Raw genomic sequence first — 21,987 nt, 5'->3', positions numbered from 1 at the left:
TTGTGTTGAAACTAAATAGTTTGAAAGAAGCTCTGTTTTCCGGTAAAATCATCGGAATCATAACTGCTGTCTTGTTAGTATGGTTTATTGCTGCATTTTTAATATATCCTAACATCAATCTACTATTTGCGACGTTCTTTGCAGATGGTCACCTATCCTTTGAGCCCTTTCAGAAGCTTCTGCTCTCAACCAGGGCATTAAAAAGCTTACTGAATAGTTTTATTCTGGCTGTCTCTCTTATCGTTACTGTTAATGTTATTGGCACCTTTTTAGTGCTTGTCATCGATTACTTTGATATTAAAGGCGCTAAGCTGTTACGTTTAGGTTATTCGACAACACTTATTTACAGCGGTATCGTGCTCGTGTTTGGCTATAAATTTATTTATGGAGAACGAGGCATTGTAACAAAATTTCTAGTTCATCTCTTCCCTGATTTTAATGCTACGTGGTTTACAGGTTACTGGGCTGTTCTATATGTCATGACTTTTGCCATTACTTCCAATCATGTTATTTTCCTATCCAATGCCATTAAGAAAATTGATTATCAAACCATTGAAGCCGCTAAGAACATGGGAGCCTCTTCCTTCTACATTTTAAGAAGAGTTGTATTTCCTGTATTAAAGCCTACGGTGTTCGCGGTCACTGTTTTAATCTTTCTCACGGGCTTAAGTGCCACTTCAGCTCCACTAGTCGTTGGGGGTAGAGATTTCCAAACGATTAACCCTATGATATTAGCCTTTGCCCAAAGCGTCACCTCACGGGATATGGCCTCACTTCTAGCCATTATTCTAGGTGTGTTTACGTTAATTCTATTAACCATCATGAGGAAAGTGGAAAAAGGCGGCAACTATATTTCGATTTCAAAAGTGAAATCGCAAATCGTAAAACAAAAAATTAATAACAAGTTGGTCAATACGATTGTGCATGCACTAGCGTACTTGTTGTTTATTATATATGTGCTGCCTGTGGTCTCAATTGTTATCTTCTCCTTCACAGACAGCTTCAGTATCACCTCCGCTACCTTATCCGTGAATCATTTCACATTCGATAACTATGCAAGATTAATTACGCATTTCAGTGATTTTAAGCCGTATGGCGTTAGTATCTTTTATTCATCCGTTTCGTCCATCCTTGTGGTGATTTTAGCGTTGGTTGTTTCACGGATTCTTCATAAGTACAAAAATATGTTCTCAACCCTGTTAGAGTATGCCATGTTAATACCCTGGTTATTGCCTTCGACACTAATCGCCTTAGGACTGATTATCACCTATGATTCTCCTAAGCTAATCGTACTGAATAAGGTCCTGACAGGAACTGTGTGGATTTTATTAATTGCCTATGTTATTGTCCAAATTCCGTTTACAATAAGAATGTTACGAGCTGCCTTTTTCACCATAGACGGCTCCTTGGAAGATGCAGCCAAAAGCCTAGGCGCCAGTGCCTTCTACACGTTCAGAAGAGTACTCCTGCCCATCATATTGCCTTCTACTTTGGCGGTATGGGCCATGAATTTCAACGGGCACTTGGCTGATTATGATCTAACGGTTTTCTTATTCCACCCCTTACTACAGCCGTTAGGTATTGTAATCAAAAATAGTACAAGCGAACAAGCATCAGGTGATGTACAGGCACTAGTTTTTGTTTACTCCGTTATCTTGATGATAATATCCAGCATTATTCTGTACTTCGTCTACGGAAGAAAATCGAAGGAGTGAGTCCATCATGCGCGAGGAGTATGAAATCTATCTGAAGTCCACTGCTTGGGTATTGGAAGCCGGGGAAATCATTAAAACAAGGATGCAAGAAAGCACTACTAGCTTTCAGCAGAAAACAAGTCATGCCGATGTCGTGACAGAAGTTGACCGTGAGATCGAGACCTTTTTAGTGAGCAAAATCATTGAACACTATCCCGATCATAATATTGTCGGCGAGGAGAACGTCGGAAATCGGCTTTCTGAAAGCCCTTATGTATGGATCATTGACCCTATCGATGGGACGAGCAATTTCATTAATCGTAAAAAAGACTTTGCTATTTCCCTAGCATTTGGTGAAATTAATCGCGGAGTGTTCGGTCTTGTATATGATGTCATGGCTGGGAATCTGTATCACGCTCACAAGGGAAGTGGTGCTTTCGTTAATGACGTGAAACTGAATCCCCTCCCTACGGACAGTCTGCTCGAGAATGAGTTGCTTGCGATAAACACGCCTTGGAGAAACACGGATGAGATGAAGCATTGGGGGCACTTATATGAGTTGGCAACCAAAGTTCGGGGTGTAAGGGTCTATGGAGCGACTACCATGGAACTGAACGATATGGCGATGGGAGTGCTAGGCGGTTTCGTCCAATATCACGTCAATTCATGGGATTATGCGGCAGGCCGAATCGTACTAGAGGAGCTTGGAGGCAAATTCTCGGATTTAGCGGGAAGTGACATTGACATGTTATACAGCGGTGGCGTGGCCGCGGCGAGCATGGTCCTTCATGATCAAATCATCCGATCGTTAAATAAGGCCGTTCAGGAAGCGTGAAACGATATGAAGCGTAAAAGAGGGTGCCCCAAAAGCCATGAATGCTGGCAGGGCACCCTCTTATTCAAGTTTCAATTAATAGGAATATTCTCCTTTAATTACGAAGAACGAGCCTCGAATGGTTCCAGCTAACTTGGACTTCTGTCTAGCAAATTTAAACTTCGTTTCTAGCTCCTTTGGTACCTCCATCCCCTCAGAAAGCTTAAAACCAACAGCCCGCTTCTTGGGGTCATCAACCGTATACATCACATTAATCGAAAGACCATCCTCGTAAAAAACGTAGGTAAATTGAATATTTTCCACTTGAAAACGCGACGTTTCTAAAGGTTTGGCAGCAAATTCAATGTCACGTTCTTTCAAAATTTTGTTCGCATAATCAAGGTTTTCCTGACTTTCGCTAGCTGGTACAACCTCAAATTCATGCTTGTATTTGTTCATGAAATAACGGGCTTCATTCGCGCGTAAACCAGCAAGCGCTTCTGCTACAGGTGAAGACTCTAAACCTACCGTAGACACATTTTTAAAATCAACGATATACGACATTTCCATCCCTCGTTTTCTCTCATTATTTGGTATTAATAGGATTCCATATTTGACCAAAAAATAAACGGTTGTTCTATTCATATTATATCAAAAATGGGTTGAGAGGAACTTTTCATTCACTTCAGACTATGATACACAGCCATCATATCTCGTTTATTCAACTCACGAATCCGATTGAAAATAGGAATATCCGCAACTGCCTCCGTGCGTGAGCTTTCCGCGACAACATCTCTTACTTTACCAGTTAGCCACGTTTGTACATCGATGCCCTCTACGACTTCCTTGCGTCCTTCATCATTGATGCCACTTACATAACAGCTTACACATGGCACCGATAATTTCTGTACGCCATCATGAAGCCCATCTTCTGAAATGACTCTCTTACCGCCACAGAATGGGCATGGATGACTGGCTTTGATCTTATTAATTTGGGTAACAATTTTAGCGTAACCAAACGCCTCATAGACATAAGTTAGCTTTTTATATTTGCCATTCGTAAAATACTTATCAATAATACTTTCTCTCGTTTCTACAATATCTGGAAAATCACAGATGGTAATCGTGTTTTTACGGCTGATGGCCTCGAGATTACCTTTAATCTTATTCCAAAAAGGCACAGCATTTTGTAAAACCACTTCATAGCCTACAAAGCTGGCAAGTTCCAATTCTAGCATTTTCAGCGCAACTTGTGTTTCCCTAGGTAGTAAGGAGACTTCTTCGGTAAGTGCAAGCTCGCCGCCGACGATTGATTTTAGCTTTTCTAGTTCTGGCAGATTCCCTACGGTTTGTATGACCTGATCAATCGGCTGCTGAATAACCTCACGAATATCCGTGCTGCCGAACTTTAGCTTTTTATGATGCTTTAACACGGTTCCATGACAAACTGGGCAGTTAATCATTTCTTTGGAGGCTTTCATAGCCTCTTTGAGAGGAATATTTTTCGAAATAACCATATAACGCCCAAGGATGAAATTAAAGCCTTCCCATGTTCTCGAGGCCTTCCCTGCTCGATCATAAAATGACTTTTCCCAGTAACCATATAAAAACGTATTCTTCTCGGCTTCGGACATTTCATTGAAGCTTTTTCCCATATCATGACCAAGCTCATTCTTTATCTCTTCAAAAAGGAAGTGCAATTTGGCATGTTGATAGTATTTCAAGACATCCATGACTTCTGGAAGTAACATGCCATCCCAGAATGGCACCGTTTTGTCTTGCATGAGAATAGTCATATCGAATTGTTCAATGACGCGGCGACCCGAACAGCTAGGGCAATGATTATCTTGATAATAGAAATCAAAGCTGCTTGTATCTTTATTCGTCGGATGAGCAGCCACGATATGGTTGATCAGTCCGCCTATTTCATAGAGAAAACTATATTGACTATACAGGTGTCGCTCAAGATCAATCGCGATAACCGGTGCAATCGTCTCAGATTCGTATTCACCATAAATCACACGGGCGATTGGCGATAGACTTTTTAAGATTCCACCCTTATAGACGTTTTCTGCCTTTTTAAAATAGTTCAAATGATTTTCTTGCAAGTAATGAATCCCTTGTTGCGACTTGAGTGTAGAGGAAATAGGTGATGGAGTACTATGCTCTTCCCCATTTTTCTGACGATAATAGTCCTCATGACTGACAACGTCTAGGTGCCTAACAGGCTCAACCTGCCTTTTGCCGAAATCAACGATAAAATCAGAGCTTTCCAGCATATATGCATTATGTTCAATCATCAGGATGGAGACCGACTCATCTTCCAGAATGTCCCTGACACTATCAATAAATTGGTTTAAAATATTTTGAGATAAACCTTTTGAAGGCTCGTCAAAAATAAAAAGCATATGCGGGTTTCTTGCGTTCGCAAACAGCTCAGAAACTAAATGGACACATTGAAATTCACCCGTCGATAGGGACTGTGTTTTTCTTTCCAACGTCAAATAACCGAGACCTAGTTTGTTCAATAAGCTCAAGCGTTTATGAGCAATGTCTTCAACTGGCAGCTCATCAATAATATCTTCAATCGAGCGCTGAAAAATATCATCAATGTCCTCGCTATATTTGGTGAGCTTCTTTTTAATATCAAGAAATGTCGCAACGGTGGACCTGCTGGAAATCGACTGGTTACGATCTTGCCCAACCACGACCAGTTTATCTTTGGGATAACGTGTCTGAAAATCTTTCACTATACACTCATTAACAAGCGTAGATTTACCACAACCGGACTCTCCCGTAAAGGTTACAAGTCTATTTTTCGGAATCTCAATGTTAGCCATTTGAATATTACGACAATGCAGATCTTGAAATTGATAGAATTCTGTCGGTACTGCTTGATTGCGTGCCGAAATAATAGGTGCTGGCCGCGGTGATTCTTCAACAATCTTTCCACCGTATTTCCCACTGCCAGGTCCAAAGAATAATTGCTCATCTGTCGTATCCAGCACCGTGTCGGAATGGTCAATGAGCCAAATCTGATTCTTATCTCCTAATTGTTTAATCTGTTCTAAGATTTTCAGTAGCGTTTGGTGGTCAAGACCCACAGAGATTTCATCAATAATAATAACTGTATTTTCACTCGTTGCCATGAATTCTGCCAAGTACATCCGGGTTATCTCTCCACCTGACAATGTACCCATAATGCGATTTAATGTTAAGTAACCAATATTCATATTAATGATATTTTGGAGAATATGCTGCTTTCCTTCACTGATCTGTAATTCCTCTGCAAGAGAAAGAATCGTTTCCATGCTCAAGTTATTGATATCAGAAATACTATGTGGTTTATTCAATAATGCCATTTTGTATTGCTCAACTTCTTGATTGTAGCGCCTGCCCTGGCACTTGGAACATTCTACATTTTGAGTCGTACTGCGTCCTTTACAATCTGGGCACCAACCTAAGGCATTATTAAAGGAAAACACTTCTGGAGAAAGATTGAATTGTTCGGCTAGACGCTCGCGAATCTCTTTAAAAACGCCCGTGTGTGTGCCAATGGTTGAACGAGGATTAGATGAGATCGATGATTTTCCGAGAAAAAGGACTAAAGGCATTTCTTCCATCTTAATCGCGCTAAAATTAGTTTCCATAATCTCGGGAAATAAATACTGATATTCCGCCTTTGGCAATAAAGAAACGAGACGTTTCTTGGATTCCTCGCCAATGGTTTGGCAAAACGTTGTTTTACCGGATCCAGATAGACCAGCAATTCCTAACGATTTATCTACTGGGAGATCGGCATCTAATCGATGAATATTGTTCGAAATTAATTGAATGATTTTCATAAGTACATCCTTTCTTTTCTTTTACACTTATTATTTCCATGTTAGCACACTGTTAAATGCTAGGAATGTTTTTTTATTGAGGTTATGTTGGAAAATGACAAAAAAGTAGACCAGCCTGTTTGAGAGGATGGTCTACTTCTACAACTTTTAACCTACATGGCAAATGCCACTTTCTGGCGGATTATCATCGTAAACAACAGCGTAATGAGAGCAATGAATCCGACGACAATTGAAAGCATCCATATCGCGGGGCCAAAGCCATATGCGGTGGAAGCTACACCGCCGCCAAATGCGCTAGCTCCTTGAAACAGATAAGAAACGACAAAAACGGAGGATAAAAACTGCGCTCGGTGTTGGGAAGACGCATGCATGACAGCAAGTGCGATCCCTCCAGTTACCGAGAATCCATAGCCAAGTCCGCCTAAAATCGACGAAATGACATATAGGATGAAAGAATGCTGCTCCGACGACATGACGAGAAGAACCAATGTCAAGAATATCAACACCGTTCCGGTACGAATTGAAGGTATCGGACTCGTTCGTCCTGCAAGGGTAGCACCTACCCCGATTAACAAACTCAAAACCGACAATACCATGCCGATCACAAGAATGTCTTTCGTCCCAATAAGATCGCGCGCAATCTGAGCTCCAAGAGATAAAAATATACCCCCGTAGGCAAAGCCGATTCCTACCGCTAATGCTGCTATGAGATAAATGCCCCATAATCCTTTTGGCACCTTAACCCCCGCTGGTTTCCAGTTCGATTTACCATCGGATCGAGGTGTTTGATTATTCGGAAGGAAGAAACAAAGGATAATGCTGACAAATATAAGTAAGGATAACACCCAATAACTTAAATGTAGCGGAAATGGCGCATATTTAATTAGAATTGCACCGAGAATTTGTGCAATGAATACACCGACTGCCTGAGTAATCGTGTTTATCGATCCGGGAAATTTCGTGTTCGACGATGGATTAAACTCTACAAGCGCTGCCCCTCCAGCCCCCGATGTCAATCCAACCCCTAAGCCCTGCAGCGCTCGAGCGACAAACAGCCAGTGCATGTTCGGAGCTAATGCAAAGACTAATGCGCCTAAGAGGAGAAAAATAAGTCCGCCAATCAACGTGACTCGGCGTCCGATGTAATCTGAAATATTACCTACTATAACGAGCACCAAAATGATGGCAATTGGATACATAGCAAAGATGCCTGTCGTTATTGATTTGGAAAGGTGCCACTCCGTTGCGTATATAGGAAACACAATGGAAGGGGCCCCGCTCGACCATAAACAGAGCACGAGTACCCAGGCGACTATCCAAAATGCAGCTTTAGTTGAATTGCCTTTCATTAGTCATCCTCCATTTTGTGAAAATAATAAGTTACTTGGCGAAAAAAGCGATATAGTTTAATCTTCCCTCTTTTCGATCTCTTATTATAAAGTTTGACAGTGCCTGCTTCCTTGGATAATGAGGTAGACAGGTCTGTTTTTTATAATAGAATAATACAGACAAATCTGTCTCATGTCAATAAAAAAGGGCCAACCGGAAGTTATCTTGAACCAAAAAGGGGAGCTGCAATTTGGCAAGAGCTATTAAGAAATCAATGCAGCAAAAAGACACTGAGATTCTATCCATCAGTGTCTCTTTTATTGATGCTTTTCCGCCATCATCATGTTTCATCGTTGAACTCGGACTAATTCACTATTAAAGCAACTTAATCAGCTCTTCTAGCTCATCAACCAATACTTTTGCAAGTTCAAAATTCGTATCTTTTAAAGCCAATTCTATTTTCATTTCAAGTGATTTTTTATTTTGTTCATTTTCTAGATAGTCTCTGTCAAAATGACTCGCATAAATCATCTGTCTAAATTTTCGCATACTCATTTTTCTAATCGTCTTATCATCAATGATTAAAACATAATCCATACCATTTACAACCGAATAGAAATCATGAGAAATCATGAGAATCGCACCTTTATAGTCTTCAATGGCTTTCTCCAGTGCTATTTGCGTATACGTGTCCAAATGGCTTGTCGGTTCATCAAGAAGCAATACGTTTGCTTTACTGGCAGAAACTTTAGCCAATTGCAGCATATTTTTTTCTCCACCAGATAAAGACTCTATCTTTTGATTAACGATTTCTCCTTCAAAGCCATAGTTTGAAAGATACGATCTAACCTCATCATACGTATTAAACCCAGCATCGATGAATTCTTCTAGAATTGTATTAGAATCCTTTAGCACTTCGCCTTGATTCTGAGATAAATAAGCCACTTTAACATCAGCATTTATTTCAATTGAATCATGATTATTTCTAAATATATCGCGGAGCAAAGTCGTTTTCCCGGTACCGTTTGGACCAATAATAGCTACTTTATCCGTAGATTTTATCTCAAAGTTAACATTGTCTAAAAGCAACTCATCAAACGTAACATGATAATTATTGACATTTACAACAATGGTGTCTTCAATCTCATTGTCAATACCAAAACTAATATTCGGTTGCTTAATATCAACAAATGGCGCTTTAATTCTACGTGCTTCCAATCTCTCTTGAAACCTAACTCTAGCTTTTAATGCTCTCCCTCTAGATGCTTCTGAATTATACGTTGCGATAGCTCTAAGATTATCAATAATGTTGTCGTATCTCTCAATTTCTTCTTGTTCAGCGACTGCGATTTCTTGTAACTCAATTTTTGTCTGAAGTAATGAGAAATTATATTCAATATACCGCCCATCAAACTCTTGGATCTCCATGTTTTCAAGGTGTATAATTTTGTTGAAACAATGATTCAATAGATATCGGTTGTGCGTAACAACTAGCAGCATTCCTTTGTGAGAATTAATAAGAGTTTTAAGTGCATTTAGGTTTTCGAAGTCTAAAAATACATCTGGTTCGTCCATAATCAGTAAGTCTGGACTACTTAGCATTTCCTTCATCACTTGAATAAGTTTGAATTCTCCGCCACTCAGGTCGGATACCCTAAGATCTTTTAGCTTCATGAGGTTTGCTAGATTTAGTTTCTTATTAATGTTGCTTCCAAAATCAGCCCCGCCGATTGAATCAAACGCGTCTAGAGCTAATTGATACTTTTCTAATAACGAATCAATATCCGATGATGTTTCCATTTCCGTACAAATCGATGTTATTTCATTTTGTATTTTAATAAATTCTTCCCCTATATATTCAAAAACGGTTGTTTCTTTCGTTTTGTCGAATTGTGGGAATTGACTTACATGCCTAATTTTGCAAGTCGGATCTATTTCTAACTTGCCCTCGAACAGATATCTTTCTGGATCCATCAGGATATCTATCAATGTACTTTTCCCACTGCCACTTGTTCCTATAAAAGCGCAGTGTTGTGCCTCTTCAAGCGTAAATGTAATGTTTTTATATAATTCTTTTTGCGGAAACGAGAAGGATAAGTTATTAACTTTTATCATAGTATTACCTTTCTTTATAACTAAAATAGCGACTATTATGGGATGTATGGCAAAACGTAGATTATGAGTTTACCGTTGTAAGAGTAACACTGTTTACTACTAACTACAATCCCATTGTATTCCATCGCTTGGGGATCAAAGTTCCATGCTACCTCCTTACCTTATAAGAAGCGCGGAATGATGTACAAATAATAGCGGCATCTACCTGTCCATCGTTTACAGAGCCTAATCAAAAGGGCGTCCTATTGGACGCCCTCCGTCTCACTATTTAAGCATTTGATAAACTTGCTCGACATCCTTATCCCCGCGGCCCGACAGATTAACGATAATAATTTGATCTTCGCTCATCGTCGGCGCCAACTGCTTCGCGTAGGCAACTGCATGCGCGCTCTCTAAGGCAGGAATGATTCCTTCCGTGCGCGACAGTTCCTGGAAGGCTTCCAGCACTTCCTCATTGGTGACTGTTGCATATTCAGCCCGGCCCGAGACCTTCAGGTGGCTATGCTCCGGCCCAATGCCCGGATAATCCAGTCCTGCGGCGATGGAATAAGTCTTCCTTGGCTGGCCTTCCTCATCCAGCAGCACTAAACACTTGAAGCCGTGTATGATGCTCGGAACGCCTTGGGTCAAAGATGGTGCTTGATCAGGCTCGACACCGATTAAGCGAACGGTAGGCTCATCGATGTAATGAGTGAAGGCACCAATTGCATTACTGCCACCGCCTACGCAAGCCACCACTGCATCTGGCAAACGGCCCTCTTTCTCCACAATCTGCCTCTTCGATTCTTCACTAATAATAGCCTGAAAGTGCTTGACCATTGTCGGAAACGGATGCGGACCAACGGCGGAGCCTAGCAAATAAAACGTATTTTTATAATTGCGAACCAAATCGTCCAGTGCCTCATCTACCGCATCCTTCAATCTTCCTTGGCCTTTATGAACCGGTACAACCGTCGCTCCCAGCAGCTCCATTCGGAACACATTAAGCGCCTGCCTACGTGTATCTTCAGCTCCCATATAGATGACGCATTCCATATTAAACATAGCGCAAGCCGTTGCCGTAGCCACACCATGCTGTCCGGCACCAGTCTCAGCGATGATCCGTTTGGCACCCATCCGCTTAGCGAGCAGAATTTGGCCAATCGCATTGTTGATCTTATGCGCTCCTGTATGATTCAAATCCTCACGCTTTAAGTATATTTTCGGTCCTCCCCAAGCTTTGGTCAGCCGCTCCGCATACGTTAATGGATTCTCACGTCCAACATATTCGCTTAGATAATAACGAAGCTCTTCTTTAAACTCCGGATCGTCTCTAAACTTATAAAATTGCTCACTCAAATAACTCAACACTTCCTGTAATTCCGGCGGGACGAAGCTGCCGCCAAACTCCCCAAAGTATCCCTCTTGCTGCAATAGTTGGTCCATAAGTAAGCGCCTCCACTTTATGAAATAGGAATGGTACTCTCTTCTATTATTTTACCATAATTTTCTGGTGCCGTATTTAAAAGAAAGTAGGCAAAATATGTCCTCGGCGCGGCCAACAAATACGCTAGTGTAGGGGATAAAAACCATAGTAGGATCGATTTCATTATGTTTATTTACATAAACTTCTTGGTTTTATAAATTGACATGTAACTGGGCAACATATATTATGGATTATATCAATCGCCGATTCATAGAGTCTATGATAAGCACCTAGGAGGAAATTTACATGAGTAAATTACTTATTATCAATGCACACCCGGATTTTGATTCCAAAACCTCTGCAAGTCTTGATGTTTTTAACTACTTTCTGAAAGTATACAAAGAGAAGCATTCGAATGACGAGGTTATTGAACAAATTAATCTATACGACGACGAAGTACCCGCACTCGATAAAAATGTATTGAGCGCATGGTCGAAACAAGCGAAAGAGAAAGAATTAACTAGTGAAGAAAAAGAAGTAACAGATCGTATGAATACCCTGTTAAAGCAATTTATAAGTGCTAATAAATACGTCATTGTATTTCCAATGCATAACTTCAGTATCCCCTCAAAACTAAAGGATTATATAGATAATGTTATGATCCCAAGGGAAACATTTAAATATATCAGTCCCCCCATGAGTAACGGAAGAGCATCCGTCGGACTTCTCGATGATGGAAGAAGCGTCGTTACCATTCAAGCCAGCGGGTCCATTTACACCAATAATGACTTCTATACCGAACTAGAGTACTCGAATAAATTTTTGAAGTCCATGTTTGATTTAATGGGAATCGAAGATTTTGAAGCAGTTCGCATACAAGGAACAGCCTTCCTGGATAGAAATGAAGTATTACAAAAGGGATATCGAGATGCTGAGGAGCAGGCTTTGAAGTTGGCAGCTAAGTAAGGAATTGAAAAAAGCCGATCTGTATGATCGGCTTTTTTCAATACCACTTCTTTAGTCACGTTTGGCGGCAGAACGGTTCAGAGTTTATCCTCATTTTCCATCACTACTGATAGTCTCCGATTTAAGAATACTCCATCTATCAATTCTTGCCTGTACATAATTTCGGCACTCTGATGAATATTTATTTTTAGCTTGATCGACTCTAAGTTCCATTTATTGCCCAAATGTAGATTGATGTTAACGGTCCATTGGATAGTTTTCAATCATCTATATTTGTCCATATAAAGTGACAAGCTGTTAAAAAGAGGACCAAACTTACTAACTCTATCCCTGCAATTATAAGGTGTCAGCATGTTGTCTCCATATAATTCCTCCACGATTCTTACATAAGTATCCTTTAATTTAATTTGATTAGCATTGTTTATAATCATTTACTTACTTTTTATTATTTGTGATACGGCTCACCGCGCTATCTGTAACGGCAAGTTTTAATGCCATCCTTAGAGGGATGGCTCTTTCTTTAAAATAGATGCCTGATTTTCGGCTACGGAAGTCGTAAGCGCAGGGTATAATAAACTTATTCTTAATTTGTAGGTGTCAACATGATCGATAACCAGGAACGAAAAGCCGAATATTATAAAGCGCTTGTTGAGAAAAAATCCGAATACGAAGGTGTTTTCTATGTGGGCGTCACGTCTACCGGCGTGTTTTGCCGACCGACTTGTCCGGCGAGGAAACCAAAATACAATAACTGCGAATTCTACGAGACAGCGCAGCAGGCGCTTCTAGCTTCCTTCCGTCCCTGTCAGCGTTGCCGTCCCTTGTCCCATCCGAATCAAGTCTCGGATATCGTCCGACTCCTCGTCGACGCGGTTGAGCAGAACCCGGAGAAGCGCTGGAAGGAGCAAGATTTCAGGGCTTTGTCTATCGACGAGTCTACTGCACGCCGTCAGTTCAAGAAGCGCTTCGGTATGACATTCGTTGAATACGCCAGGGCCCGTCGAATGGGACTGGCCTTGAAGAGCATCCGATCGGGGGAAAAAATTATTAACACGCAATTAGCTTCAGGTTACGATTCCAGCAGCGGATTCAGAGACGCATTTTCTCGCATCATGGGCGCGCCTCCTACGCGTCTGGACGATAGCCGAATTCTCAAAGCAGCGTGGCTGGACACGCAGCTCGGCCCCATGGTAGCCGTAGCGGACGAAAGCGAACTGTATCTCTTGGAGTTCGTAGACCGCAGAGGATTAGAACGCGAAGTTGAGCGGCTAAGGAAAAGAATGAAAGCAGCAATTATTCCCGGACAAACAGTACCTATTCAATCGATAGAACGAGAACTCACTCTATATTTCGAGGGTACGTTAACTGAATGGACGACTCCGCTACATCTAATAGGCTCGCCTTTTCAGCAGAGTGTATGGGATCAATTAAGACAAATTCCAGCGGGAGAAACACGTTCCTACGCTGACATCGCGCTGGCACTTGGCAAACCGACTGCTTATCGACCAGTAGCGCAAGCGAACGGCGCCAATCAATTGGCGATTGTCATTCCATGTCACCGTGTGATCAACTCCGACGGCGAGCTCGGAGGATATGGAGGCGGCGTTGCACGCAAAGAATGGCTTCTGAATCATGAGAAAAGAGGGACATCAAACAAATGAAAAATCAACTTGAGCAAGCAAGGAATTTTCATGAATTGCATAAAAGCGGCAGCCCGCTCATTCTCGTCAACGCATGGGATGCCGGAAGCGCACGGACCGTTCAACAAGCCGGTGCTCAGGCCATTGCTACCGGCAGTTGGTCAGTAGCGGCTGCGCATGGATACGACGACGGCGAGGCGCTCCCTTTCGACCTTGTTTTGTCGAATCTTCAGCGGATTTATAATAACGTGGATCTACCCATTACGATTGATATAGAAGGCGGCTATGGTCGGTCTCCAGAAATCGTCAAGGAGAACGTGAAAAAGATTATCGAGTGCGGAGCAGTAGGTATCAATATCGAAGATCAGTGGATCGATGGATCTCGACTTTATTCCGAAGAAGAGCACGCCTTGCGTATCGCAGCTGTGCGAGATGCCGCCCAACATACATCGATTCCTCTTTTTATCAACGCTCGCACTGATATATTCTTCCAATTCTCTGCAAGTGAGCACAATGAAGCACATGTAGAAGCTGCCCTCCAAAGGGCACACGTCTATGCGGAAGCTGGCGCTCACGGGTTCTTCGTGCCAGGTCTGTGCAATGAACAGCTCATCGAGATCTTGTGCCGGCAATCCCCGATTCCCGTTAACGTGATGATCTCCCCGGAGTCGCCTTCTCTCCATAGACTGGCCGCATTAGGTGTTGCTCGCATTAGCTACGGTCCACATCCTTACTTGCTGTTAATGGGTGCGCTAAAACAAGCCAGCATTAGAGCTCTAGCCTTGCAGGAATTTTAAACATAAACACACAAAGCACTCAGCGACTTCAACGGGCTTCTTCAGACCTCTCCAGTCGAAACGCAGAAGACCCTAATACAGACCATAGTGAAGCAGATAGCCGTACAGCAAGGCCAAAAGCTTCGAGGCATTGAACTGGAATTCGATTACAAATCCATGCCCCGCAAGGAATTCCACAAAAAAACTTGCCCTTATTTATGGTACGGTTCCCCCCGATTTATCCGCATAGCGCGATAAATCTGCTCCACCAACACCAGCCGCATCAGCTGGTGCGGCAGCGTCATGCGGCCAAAACTCAGCCGCATATCCGCACGGCGCAGCAGCTCGCTCGAGAGCCCCAGCGAGCCGCCGATCACGAAGGCCACCTGGCTCCGTCCATAGGTGGCCAACTTATCGAGCGAGCCCGCCAGCTGCTCGCTCGACCACATCTCGCCGTCGATGGCCAGCGCCACGACGTACACATCCGGACGCAGCGCAGTCAACAGACGCGCGCCCTCACGATCCCGCACCTGCTGCTCCTCAGCAGGGCTCATGTTCTCCGGTGCCTTCTCATCCGGCACCTCGATCATTTGCACCTTGGCATAAGGCCCAAGGCGCTTAACGTACTCCGCGATCCCATCCACCAGATAGCGCTCCTTCAACTTCCCAACCGTTAATATCTGAATCTGCATATAACGAAACATCCCTTCTTCTATTCACTCCAACCAAAACAAAAAGGAAGGCATCAGCCTTCCTCATACAACTAGAAATCGCGCTAACTCCTGGCAATGCTCACAATGTGAAGGAGGCTCCCAGTTCGCGAAGTGGGTTTTCTGCAAATCCACAACGTCCGGCGCTTCCTCAAATTCATCGACAAACTCATCAATCGCGATTTCTACATGATCTTTACAAACTACGTGCATGCAACTACCTCTCATCCGCAATGTTTCTATATCTTATTTATCGGTCGCTTCCACTAAAGTGACCACCGCATTCATCTTCTTGCCGCCGCGATAATAAGTGACGTTCACTTTATCACCGATGTGCTTCTCATTGTATAAATATTTACGCAGGGTGATCGTGCTATCAATCTTCCGGTCATCCAACAGCACAATGACATCCTGCGCTTTGAGACCCGCATCCTTGGAAGGTCCAGACACTTCGAAGACGATAACTCCAGTTTTCACATCTGCAGGCAGCTTTAATACATCCGTCCCTTTAAAAGCTTGCAATTCCTGTGTTGATACGCCCATCAGCGGTCTCTTGACCTTGTGATCCGTGATCAGACTATCGATAATCGGCTTCGCGCTGTTAATAGGAATCGCGAACCCTAATCCTTCGACGCCGGTATCTGAAATTTTCATCGAGTTAATACCAATCACTTTGCCCTCGATATTCACCAGGGGTCCACCGCTGTTACCTTGGTTAATCGCCGCGTCGGTCTGAATGACATCCATCTCCCAGTCATAATCTGTGCCCTCACGGGATAAGGAAACTGGAATCGTTCGTTTTGGCGATGAAATGATGCCCTGCGTAACGGTTGGCGAGAAGCCAAGTCCTAAGGGGTTCCCGACAGCAATCGCCATTTCACCCGCGCGCAGCGTCTCGGAGTCGCCAAATTCCGCAATTACCTTGATATCCTTACCATCGGCTTCCAGAACTGCTAAATCCGTAATCCGGTCGCGGCCGACCAGCGTAGCTTTGCGATGCTCGCCCTGAAAATTGACGATTTCAAACTGGTTCCCATTTTCAACAACATGACTATTCGTCACGATCCGCACTTTATCGCCATTTCGGGAAAAAATGACACCCGATCCGATCCCAATCCCGCTCTCTTGGCCCTTATCATCCTTCTTGGAGGAGATCACGCTGACCACGGCCGGCTTAATTTTCTCCGTTGCTGCCACGACAGAGTCGTTGACGTTCATGGGACGCGTTTCTGCACTCGCAACTGCAGCTGGGATCGCTATCGCATCGGCTTGCGGTTCACTTTGACCCAAACCGCTAACCAATCCAACTAGCAAAAGCATCGATAAAGCCCCGCCTACACCCGCTACAAGGGCCACATTTCGTCTACGTTCCGTAAAGCCTGCTAATCCTCCTGAACGTTTAGGACGCCACACAGGCTGGCGCTGCTTGGTTCTTTTGGTCGAATAGAAATCATCATCAAACAAACTCACAGGGTGTCCCTCCTTGTTGACAGGGGGCGGGTCATGCCGCTCTTGCCTCAGAATCTTATTTGCAAAAAATAGGAATGTTTCGTTCCGCTCTTGCCTATAATAATAGTAAACCAAATCTCTCAAGGAATTACTAGAGTTAACAGTAACTTTAAATTAGAAAATCAAAGGAGAATGCACATTATGAATCGTATTCAATCCCATATGGAAGAAATCAACATGATCGGGAAGCTCGCAGACCTCAAGGACAGCCTTTACCACCAATCCCTCGTTCTTTCATCTCTCATTCAAACACTGATTGATAAGGGCTTGATCACGCCGCAGGAAATACAGCTCAAATCCAAGGAAATTGATGCCGCGCTTACTCCGAATCCAATACATCCCATTTCGTAGATCGATCGAAGTACGTATCCATTAACCGTAGCTGCTTAGACTCAGGGGCGCGCTCTTGTACTATGTTATTCACCGTTAGCCTGGCCAAATCCATTAAATTATGGTCACGGCTTAAATGTGCCATATAGACGGACTTCGTCTTATTCGTCATCACGTCACAGAGCGCTTCTCCCGCGGCTTCGTTGGATAAATGCCCCTTATCCCCGAGAATACGGCGCTTAATGCTCCAAGGATAGTGTCCTACGCGCAGCATGTCTACGTCATGATTCGTCTCTAGCACCAAAGCATCCGAATCTATAATCTTCTCTTTCACTTTCTCGCTCATATAGCCCAAATCCGTTACAACGCTTATCTTCTGCTCTCCTTCATAAAAGCAATAGCCCACCGGTTCCGCCGCATCATGCGAAATCCCGAACGATTCCACACGCAGAGTGCCGAACTCTTCGATGCTGCCGGTTTCCATAACCCGCTTGTTTTCTTCCGCAATCACACCAATCTGGCGATCCAATTCTACCCATGTCTTCTCGTTCGCATAGATGGGCAAATCATATTTTCGCGCCAGCGCTCCTAAACCTTTGATATGATCCGAATGCTCGTGCGTGATCACAATAGCGTCTATGGTGTTCGCCGCTAGCTCGCGTTCCTTCATCAACGCCTCCATCTTCTTCGCGCTGAAGCCCACATCGATAAGCACCTTGGTCTCCCCATTGTCGACGACCGTCGCATTCCCCGTCGAACCGCTCGACAGCACTGTAAACCTCATACCCATCCTACCCTGCTCCTCTATGCATACATGTACACATGCTTTTTATCAACGAACCTTAGCTGTTTATGTAAGTTGCTTACCTTCTACTTCTTATCTGGCGTGCTCTTATCACCGTTGTTATTTGTACTTTCCTTTTTACCGCTCTCTTGTGTGCCAAAGGGAACGGGATCCGCCCCTTTTTGCGGAGATTCCACCGCGCCGTTGAACGCTTGCAGATAATAGATATCCCGATTATCAATCGTAATCCGCCAGTGCGGAAACATCGGCTGCGTCTGGGAGTTGTACGGCTGTCCATGATAACCCAGTCGGACCTCCGTAATAATTGAGCCTTCGCTTAAATAGTTGTCTACTAGACTGCGTACCGCTAGCTGAGCGGGAATCAGCTTTTGCTCCGTTTGTTCTACTCCTGATTCTACTTCAACGTAGGCTTGACGGTAACTGGTAATTTCTCCATTTTCCTCATTCAACTCCACCGTCACATCAAAAAGCGGAAGCTTGCCGTACAGCTGATTAAATACATAAGTACCATTTGTTCTTACCGACGAATCCAACTGATACAGATTAAAATTTGGAATTTCCGACTGGGCTTGAACTTCTTTGCTTGCTCCTTTGCCGAGCAGCGCGCTCATGCTTAGAGGCGTTTTTAACACTTTCTTGTCCCCAGGCTTTATGCTATCGTCATATTTCACCGTAATAACCTTCAGCTTCGTGACATCTGTCGGCAACTCATCGGCTAATCGAATATTTTTACTCTGGAGCGCACGATTCAGCTCTTCGATCGTCCCTGACGTATCTAACGCGACTTCCGTCTGATTGGAGCGATTGGTGGACCACAGCTGGAAGCCAAGAATCATATTGAGCAGCAAAAAGGAACAAATCAGGATCGTTTTGGCCCTGCTCCAATTCATGATCTCACCAACCTTTCCATAAAGATAATCTTAATCGAACTTATTCAATGAAATCATACGTGCCATCCCGCAGCTCCAAAGCCCATACGGGAGCCAACATGAGAAACTTTTCCGAAACAACTGGACGATACGCAGGAAAAATAGAGACGATACTGGACCGTCGCTGATAATACTGCAGCCGTTCTTCTAACACGTCACCGGACAATAATTCCCCATCACGCCGCTGAGCTGTCTTCAGATCAGGAATAATCATAGACCGTTCGAATCCGGAGATGATTCCCTTTTGCACCTGCATTTTCAGAGAACCATAGCCCTCGGGCTGCGCTGTCACAATCGGCAACGATTCATAATACTGACGGAACGTAAAGGTCTGATTGTCAAAAAGCTGCTTCTGCGGCGTACGAGCCACCATATATTTACCATCCCAACCGATATGCTGGTTGATAAATTTAATGCCGGCCAGCAAGTTCTCAAGCACTTCACTTTTGCTCTCCACAGGAGCAACAGGGTCAGAGTACGTAATCCACCGCAGGTCACGATTAAGCTGAAAACCGCGTTTGCTATCCGTGTAGATTTCCGAACCGTCACGCTCTTTGAGATAGCGGGTGATGCCAGGATCTACGAACAGACTTTGCTTCAATTGATCCGCCGTAAGCTGGGTGTAACTGAATGTAAAACTCGGCAGCCGGAGCGGCTTGACCGGAAGATAGTAATCACCGCTATTCGTCGTCTTGTATAGATTCGTAATATCTCCGAAAGCTGCGAAATTTTCCACGTCTTTACTTGTAAAATCGGCCCCGATCACCTCGTACCCTACGCCCGGGGAATCCGTAAAGAAGAAAGCGCGAACATCTTCGTTGTTGCCTTTCGAGTAAATCCAAATCCGCGTCACTTTGTCGTTATCAGCCGGCAGCTCGCCTTCAATTCGCAGCACCTGCTGCAGAATGGTGAAAGGAATGCCATCTCGGAACCGGATCTCGACGCCCTGCTGTTTATTACGAACTTCTTCCCAGTTCACATTCACCAAATACATCGACGTCTTGCGGAAGCCCCTAAAGCTCCGCTGCTTAATGTTATCGAGCAATCTTGTATAGTAATAATTGCTGGGATACAGCACGGAATGCTGTTGATTGCCCAAATGGACGATAATTTGATCCGGGAAAAGCATATCCTGCAGCTCTGCCTGCTTCCCCAATGTCTCGGTTTGCACATAATTGCTTTGTTGGATAGGCTCAATCTTAGGCGGACTGTACGACGCCAGCAAAAAGCTTTGATACAGCGAGGTACCAATCAGGATGACAAGCGCGATAGATTTTAAACTCTCAATCATAGCTCATCTTCCTCCTCTTGCTGAATCGGCAGCGTGAACACTACACGGGTTCCTTGTCCCAATTCGGACTCTAAATTAATTGTTCCCCCATGTGCTTTGACTATTTCCCGGGCAATGGACAACCCTAATCCTGTACCGCCCATATTCCGAGAACGCGCTTTGTCTACACGATAGAAACGGTCAAAAATACGGGTCAAATCCTTCTTCGGAATCCCAATACCATTATCCTGTACGGAAATCTCCAGCATATCCTTCTCAATCTTCCGAGCCTCCAGCCGGATTGCGCCTTCATCACCCGTATACTTAATCGCATTCGACACCAGGTTATCGAGGACCTGATCTATTTTGTCACGGTCGAGCAGCAGGCCGGTTACGCCTTTCTCCACCCGAATTACAATCTCAATCTTGCGCTGCTGCAGCTGAAAAGAGAACCGGTCGGCCACTTCCTCCAGCATCTCGCTCACAAGTGTTGTTGATTTACTCATCATCGACTGCTTGGAATCCAGCCTCGATAAATGTAAGAGATCCGTTACCAAGCGGATCATCCGCTCTGTCTCGCTGCGCGTCACGCTGATGAAGCGAGAAGCCAATTGCGGCTCCTCTATGGCGCCGTCATCAAGCGCTTCTAGATAGCTCTTGATCGTCGTCAGCGGCGTGCGCAGCTCATGCGACACGTTCGCGACGAACTCGCGTCTGGCTTGCTCCAGCTTCTCCTGATCCGTTACGTCCTGCAGCACGGCAATAATCCCGCTCTGCCCTTCTCCCCGGCGATGAATCGGTGTGAACGTGATGCGTACGGACAGCTGCTCATCATCATCCGGAAGCTCAATATCGAGCAGCGTCGTTCGTACCTCTCCCTGAAGAAGCCCCTGTATCGTTTCGTCCGGAATTCCGAGCACCTTGGAGATATCGAGGCCGATTGTCGTCTCTTCTTCCGCCTGCAGAATTTGCTTCGCCCTGCGGTTCAAGACGATGACATTCCCTTTATCATCCGTTGCGATGACCCCGTCGTTCATATTCGTCAGGATGGATGCCAGCTTCTCCTTCTCCTCTTCATTGAGAGAAAGGGCTTCCCTGAGCCGATTCATCATGAAATTAAACGTATGACCCAGCTGACCGATCTCATCGGTACCTTGAATAATGACCTGTTGATCAAAATTCCCCTCGGCAACCGCAGTCGCCTGCCTCGTGATCTCTTTGATCGGATTCGTAATCGTACTTGTAAGGATGACACCAAGAATGGCGGTTAACCCTAGCGCAATCAATGTACCCGAAATCAGGATGCGATTAATCGACCGGATCGTCTTATAGACATCCTCCATGGACGCGATCAGATAGACAGCGCCCAGAACACGTGCACCGCTGCCCACAGGCTTAGCAATGATGACCTTCCGATACCCATCCTCATCGGTGAAGATCCGCTGGTTGTCCTTAATCCCCTGCAGCGCTCTGATGACTTCCGGCTGCGTATTTTTTTGCTTTAAATGATTGGGAACTGACGTGCTAATGACGTTCCCGTTGGCATCTATAATTTGAATTTCAGCATTATTAATCGAAAATAAATTGCTAACGAACTCGTTCAAATCCGCGTACGTTTTCTTGCCTTCGGCAGCGTTCTTGCTGTCCTGATCACCTGTAAGGTAGGAACCCACGAAGCCGGCCAGCAGCGTAACCTGGCTGTTGCGCGAAACCAAGAAGTCGTTCTTGAAATACGTCTCCACCGTTTTGTAGAAATACACCCCGATAAGCTGCATCGCAATCAAAATAAGCAGGACATACACAATAATCAGCTTCGCTTGGATCGATTGAAAGAAGCGGATGCCCTTCAT

General features: G+C 44.2%; 18 protein-coding genes. 6 read left to right on the top strand and 12 right to left on the bottom strand.

The features are described from left to right. The first annotated feature begins 5 nt into the window (after positions 1 to 5). Positions 6 to 1,715 (top strand): ABC transporter permease, encoded by a 1,710-nt coding sequence (locus AC58UW_RS18480; RefSeq protein ID WP_497422195.1) that lies wholly within the window; start codon positions 6 to 8, stop codon positions 1,713 to 1,715. Positions 1,716 to 1,722: 7 nt separating this feature from the next. Then, positions 1,723 to 2,529, top strand: coding sequence for an inositol monophosphatase family protein (locus AC58UW_RS18475; protein WP_497422080.1), 807 nt, complete (start codon positions 1,723 to 1,725; stop codon positions 2,527 to 2,529). Positions 2,530 to 2,604: 75 nt separating this feature from the next. On the opposite strand, the gene AC58UW_RS18470 is transcribed toward AC58UW_RS18475, so the two are convergent. The 5 genes from AC58UW_RS18470 to trpB all read right to left on the bottom strand — a co-directional run bounded on the left by AC58UW_RS18470 (position 2,605) and on the right by trpB (position 11,222). Further along, the gene (locus AC58UW_RS18470) at positions 2,605 to 3,072 is read right to left on the bottom strand and encodes a DUF8821 family protein (protein WP_497422079.1); all 468 of its coding nucleotides are present in this window, start codon (positions 3,070 to 3,072) and stop codon (positions 2,605 to 2,607) included. A gap of 116 nt (positions 3,073 to 3,188) precedes the next feature. After that, positions 3,189 to 6,353 carry an ATP-binding cassette domain-containing protein gene (locus AC58UW_RS18465; protein ID WP_497422078.1) on the bottom strand — a complete coding sequence of 1,055 codons (3,165 nt, stop codon included), beginning with the start codon at positions 6,351 to 6,353 and terminating at the stop codon, positions 3,189 to 3,191. A gap of 152 nt (positions 6,354 to 6,505) precedes the next feature. Beyond that, entirely contained in the window at positions 6,506 to 7,702 is a 1,197-nt protein-coding gene (locus AC58UW_RS18460) for an MFS transporter (protein WP_497422077.1), read from the bottom strand. 355 nt (positions 7,703 to 8,057) lie between these two features. After that, positions 8,058 to 9,797: an ABC-F family ATP-binding cassette domain-containing protein gene (locus AC58UW_RS18455; RefSeq protein ID WP_497422076.1), complete on the bottom strand. Its 1,740-nt coding sequence runs from the start codon at positions 9,795 to 9,797 to the stop codon at positions 8,058 to 8,060. Positions 9,798 to 10,061: 264 nt separating this feature from the next. Then, a complete protein-coding gene (gene trpB, locus AC58UW_RS18450; RefSeq protein ID WP_497422075.1) occupies positions 10,062 to 11,222 on the bottom strand; it encodes a tryptophan synthase subunit beta in 1,161 nt (386 codons plus the stop codon). Between the two features lie 286 nt (positions 11,223 to 11,508). Between trpB and AC58UW_RS18445 the strand changes: the two genes are divergently transcribed. From AC58UW_RS18445 to AC58UW_RS18435, 3 genes are all read left to right on the top strand, one after another. Next, positions 11,509 to 12,168, top strand: coding sequence for an FMN-dependent NADH-azoreductase (locus AC58UW_RS18445; protein WP_497422074.1), 660 nt, complete (start codon positions 11,509 to 11,511; stop codon positions 12,166 to 12,168). A gap of 602 nt (positions 12,169 to 12,770) precedes the next feature. After that, the gene (locus AC58UW_RS18440; protein WP_497422073.1) at positions 12,771 to 13,829 is read left to right on the top strand and encodes a bifunctional transcriptional activator/DNA repair enzyme AdaA; all 1,059 of its coding nucleotides are present in this window, start codon (positions 12,771 to 12,773) and stop codon (positions 13,827 to 13,829) included. After that, positions 13,826 to 14,605 carry an isocitrate lyase/PEP mutase family protein gene (locus AC58UW_RS18435; RefSeq protein ID WP_497422072.1) on the top strand — a complete coding sequence of 260 codons (780 nt, stop codon included), beginning with the start codon at positions 13,826 to 13,828 and terminating at the stop codon, positions 14,603 to 14,605. The genes AC58UW_RS18440 and AC58UW_RS18435 overlap by 4 nt, the downstream gene beginning before the upstream one ends. A gap of 191 nt (positions 14,606 to 14,796) precedes the next feature. Here the strand turns inward: AC58UW_RS18435 and rlmH are convergent, their stop codons facing one another. The 3 genes from rlmH to AC58UW_RS18420 all read right to left on the bottom strand — a co-directional run bounded on the left by rlmH (position 14,797) and on the right by AC58UW_RS18420 (position 16,764). Then, positions 14,797 to 15,276 (bottom strand): 23S rRNA (pseudouridine(1915)-N(3))-methyltransferase RlmH, encoded by a 480-nt coding sequence (gene rlmH / locus AC58UW_RS18430; protein ID WP_497422071.1) that lies wholly within the window; start codon positions 15,274 to 15,276, stop codon positions 14,797 to 14,799. 63 nt (positions 15,277 to 15,339) lie between these two features. Continuing rightward, a complete protein-coding gene (locus AC58UW_RS18425; RefSeq protein ID WP_497422070.1) occupies positions 15,340 to 15,507 on the bottom strand; it encodes a CxxH/CxxC protein in 168 nt (55 codons plus the stop codon). A gap of 33 nt (positions 15,508 to 15,540) precedes the next feature. After that, entirely contained in the window at positions 15,541 to 16,764 is a 1,224-nt protein-coding gene (locus AC58UW_RS18420; RefSeq protein ID WP_497422069.1) for a S1C family serine protease, read from the bottom strand. Between the two features lie 180 nt (positions 16,765 to 16,944). Here AC58UW_RS18420 and AC58UW_RS18415 point away from each other — a divergent pair, with 180 nt between their 5' ends. Continuing rightward, positions 16,945 to 17,154, top strand: a complete 210-nt coding sequence (locus AC58UW_RS18415; RefSeq protein WP_497422068.1) for a hypothetical protein — start codon at positions 16,945 to 16,947, stop codon at positions 17,152 to 17,154. Here the strand turns inward: AC58UW_RS18415 and AC58UW_RS18410 are convergent. The 4 genes from AC58UW_RS18410 to walK all read right to left on the bottom strand — a co-directional run bounded on the left by AC58UW_RS18410 (position 17,123) and on the right by walK (position 21,987). Beyond that, complete coding sequence (locus AC58UW_RS18410; RefSeq protein ID WP_477498439.1) at positions 17,123 to 17,923, bottom strand: MBL fold metallo-hydrolase; 801 nt, start codon at positions 17,921 to 17,923, stop codon at positions 17,123 to 17,125. The genes AC58UW_RS18415 and AC58UW_RS18410 overlap by 32 nt on opposite strands. Positions 17,924 to 18,003: 80 nt before the next feature. After that, positions 18,004 to 18,828 carry a two-component system regulatory protein YycI gene (gene yycI, locus AC58UW_RS18405; protein ID WP_497422067.1) on the bottom strand — a complete coding sequence of 275 codons (825 nt, stop codon included), beginning with the start codon at positions 18,826 to 18,828 and terminating at the stop codon, positions 18,004 to 18,006. A gap of 40 nt (positions 18,829 to 18,868) precedes the next feature. Further along, positions 18,869 to 20,158, bottom strand: a complete 1,290-nt coding sequence (locus tag AC58UW_RS18400) for a YycH family regulatory protein (protein ID WP_497422066.1) — start codon at positions 20,156 to 20,158, stop codon at positions 18,869 to 18,871. Next, complete coding sequence (walK, locus tag AC58UW_RS18395; protein ID WP_497422065.1) at positions 20,155 to 21,987, bottom strand: cell wall metabolism sensor histidine kinase WalK; 1,833 nt, start codon at positions 21,985 to 21,987, stop codon at positions 20,155 to 20,157. Before walK ends, AC58UW_RS18400 begins: the two co-directional genes overlap by 4 nt.

It is taken from the genome of Paenibacillus sp. J22R160, assembly GCF_059692135.1.
This window is presented reverse-complemented; position numbering and strand designations above follow the sequence as displayed.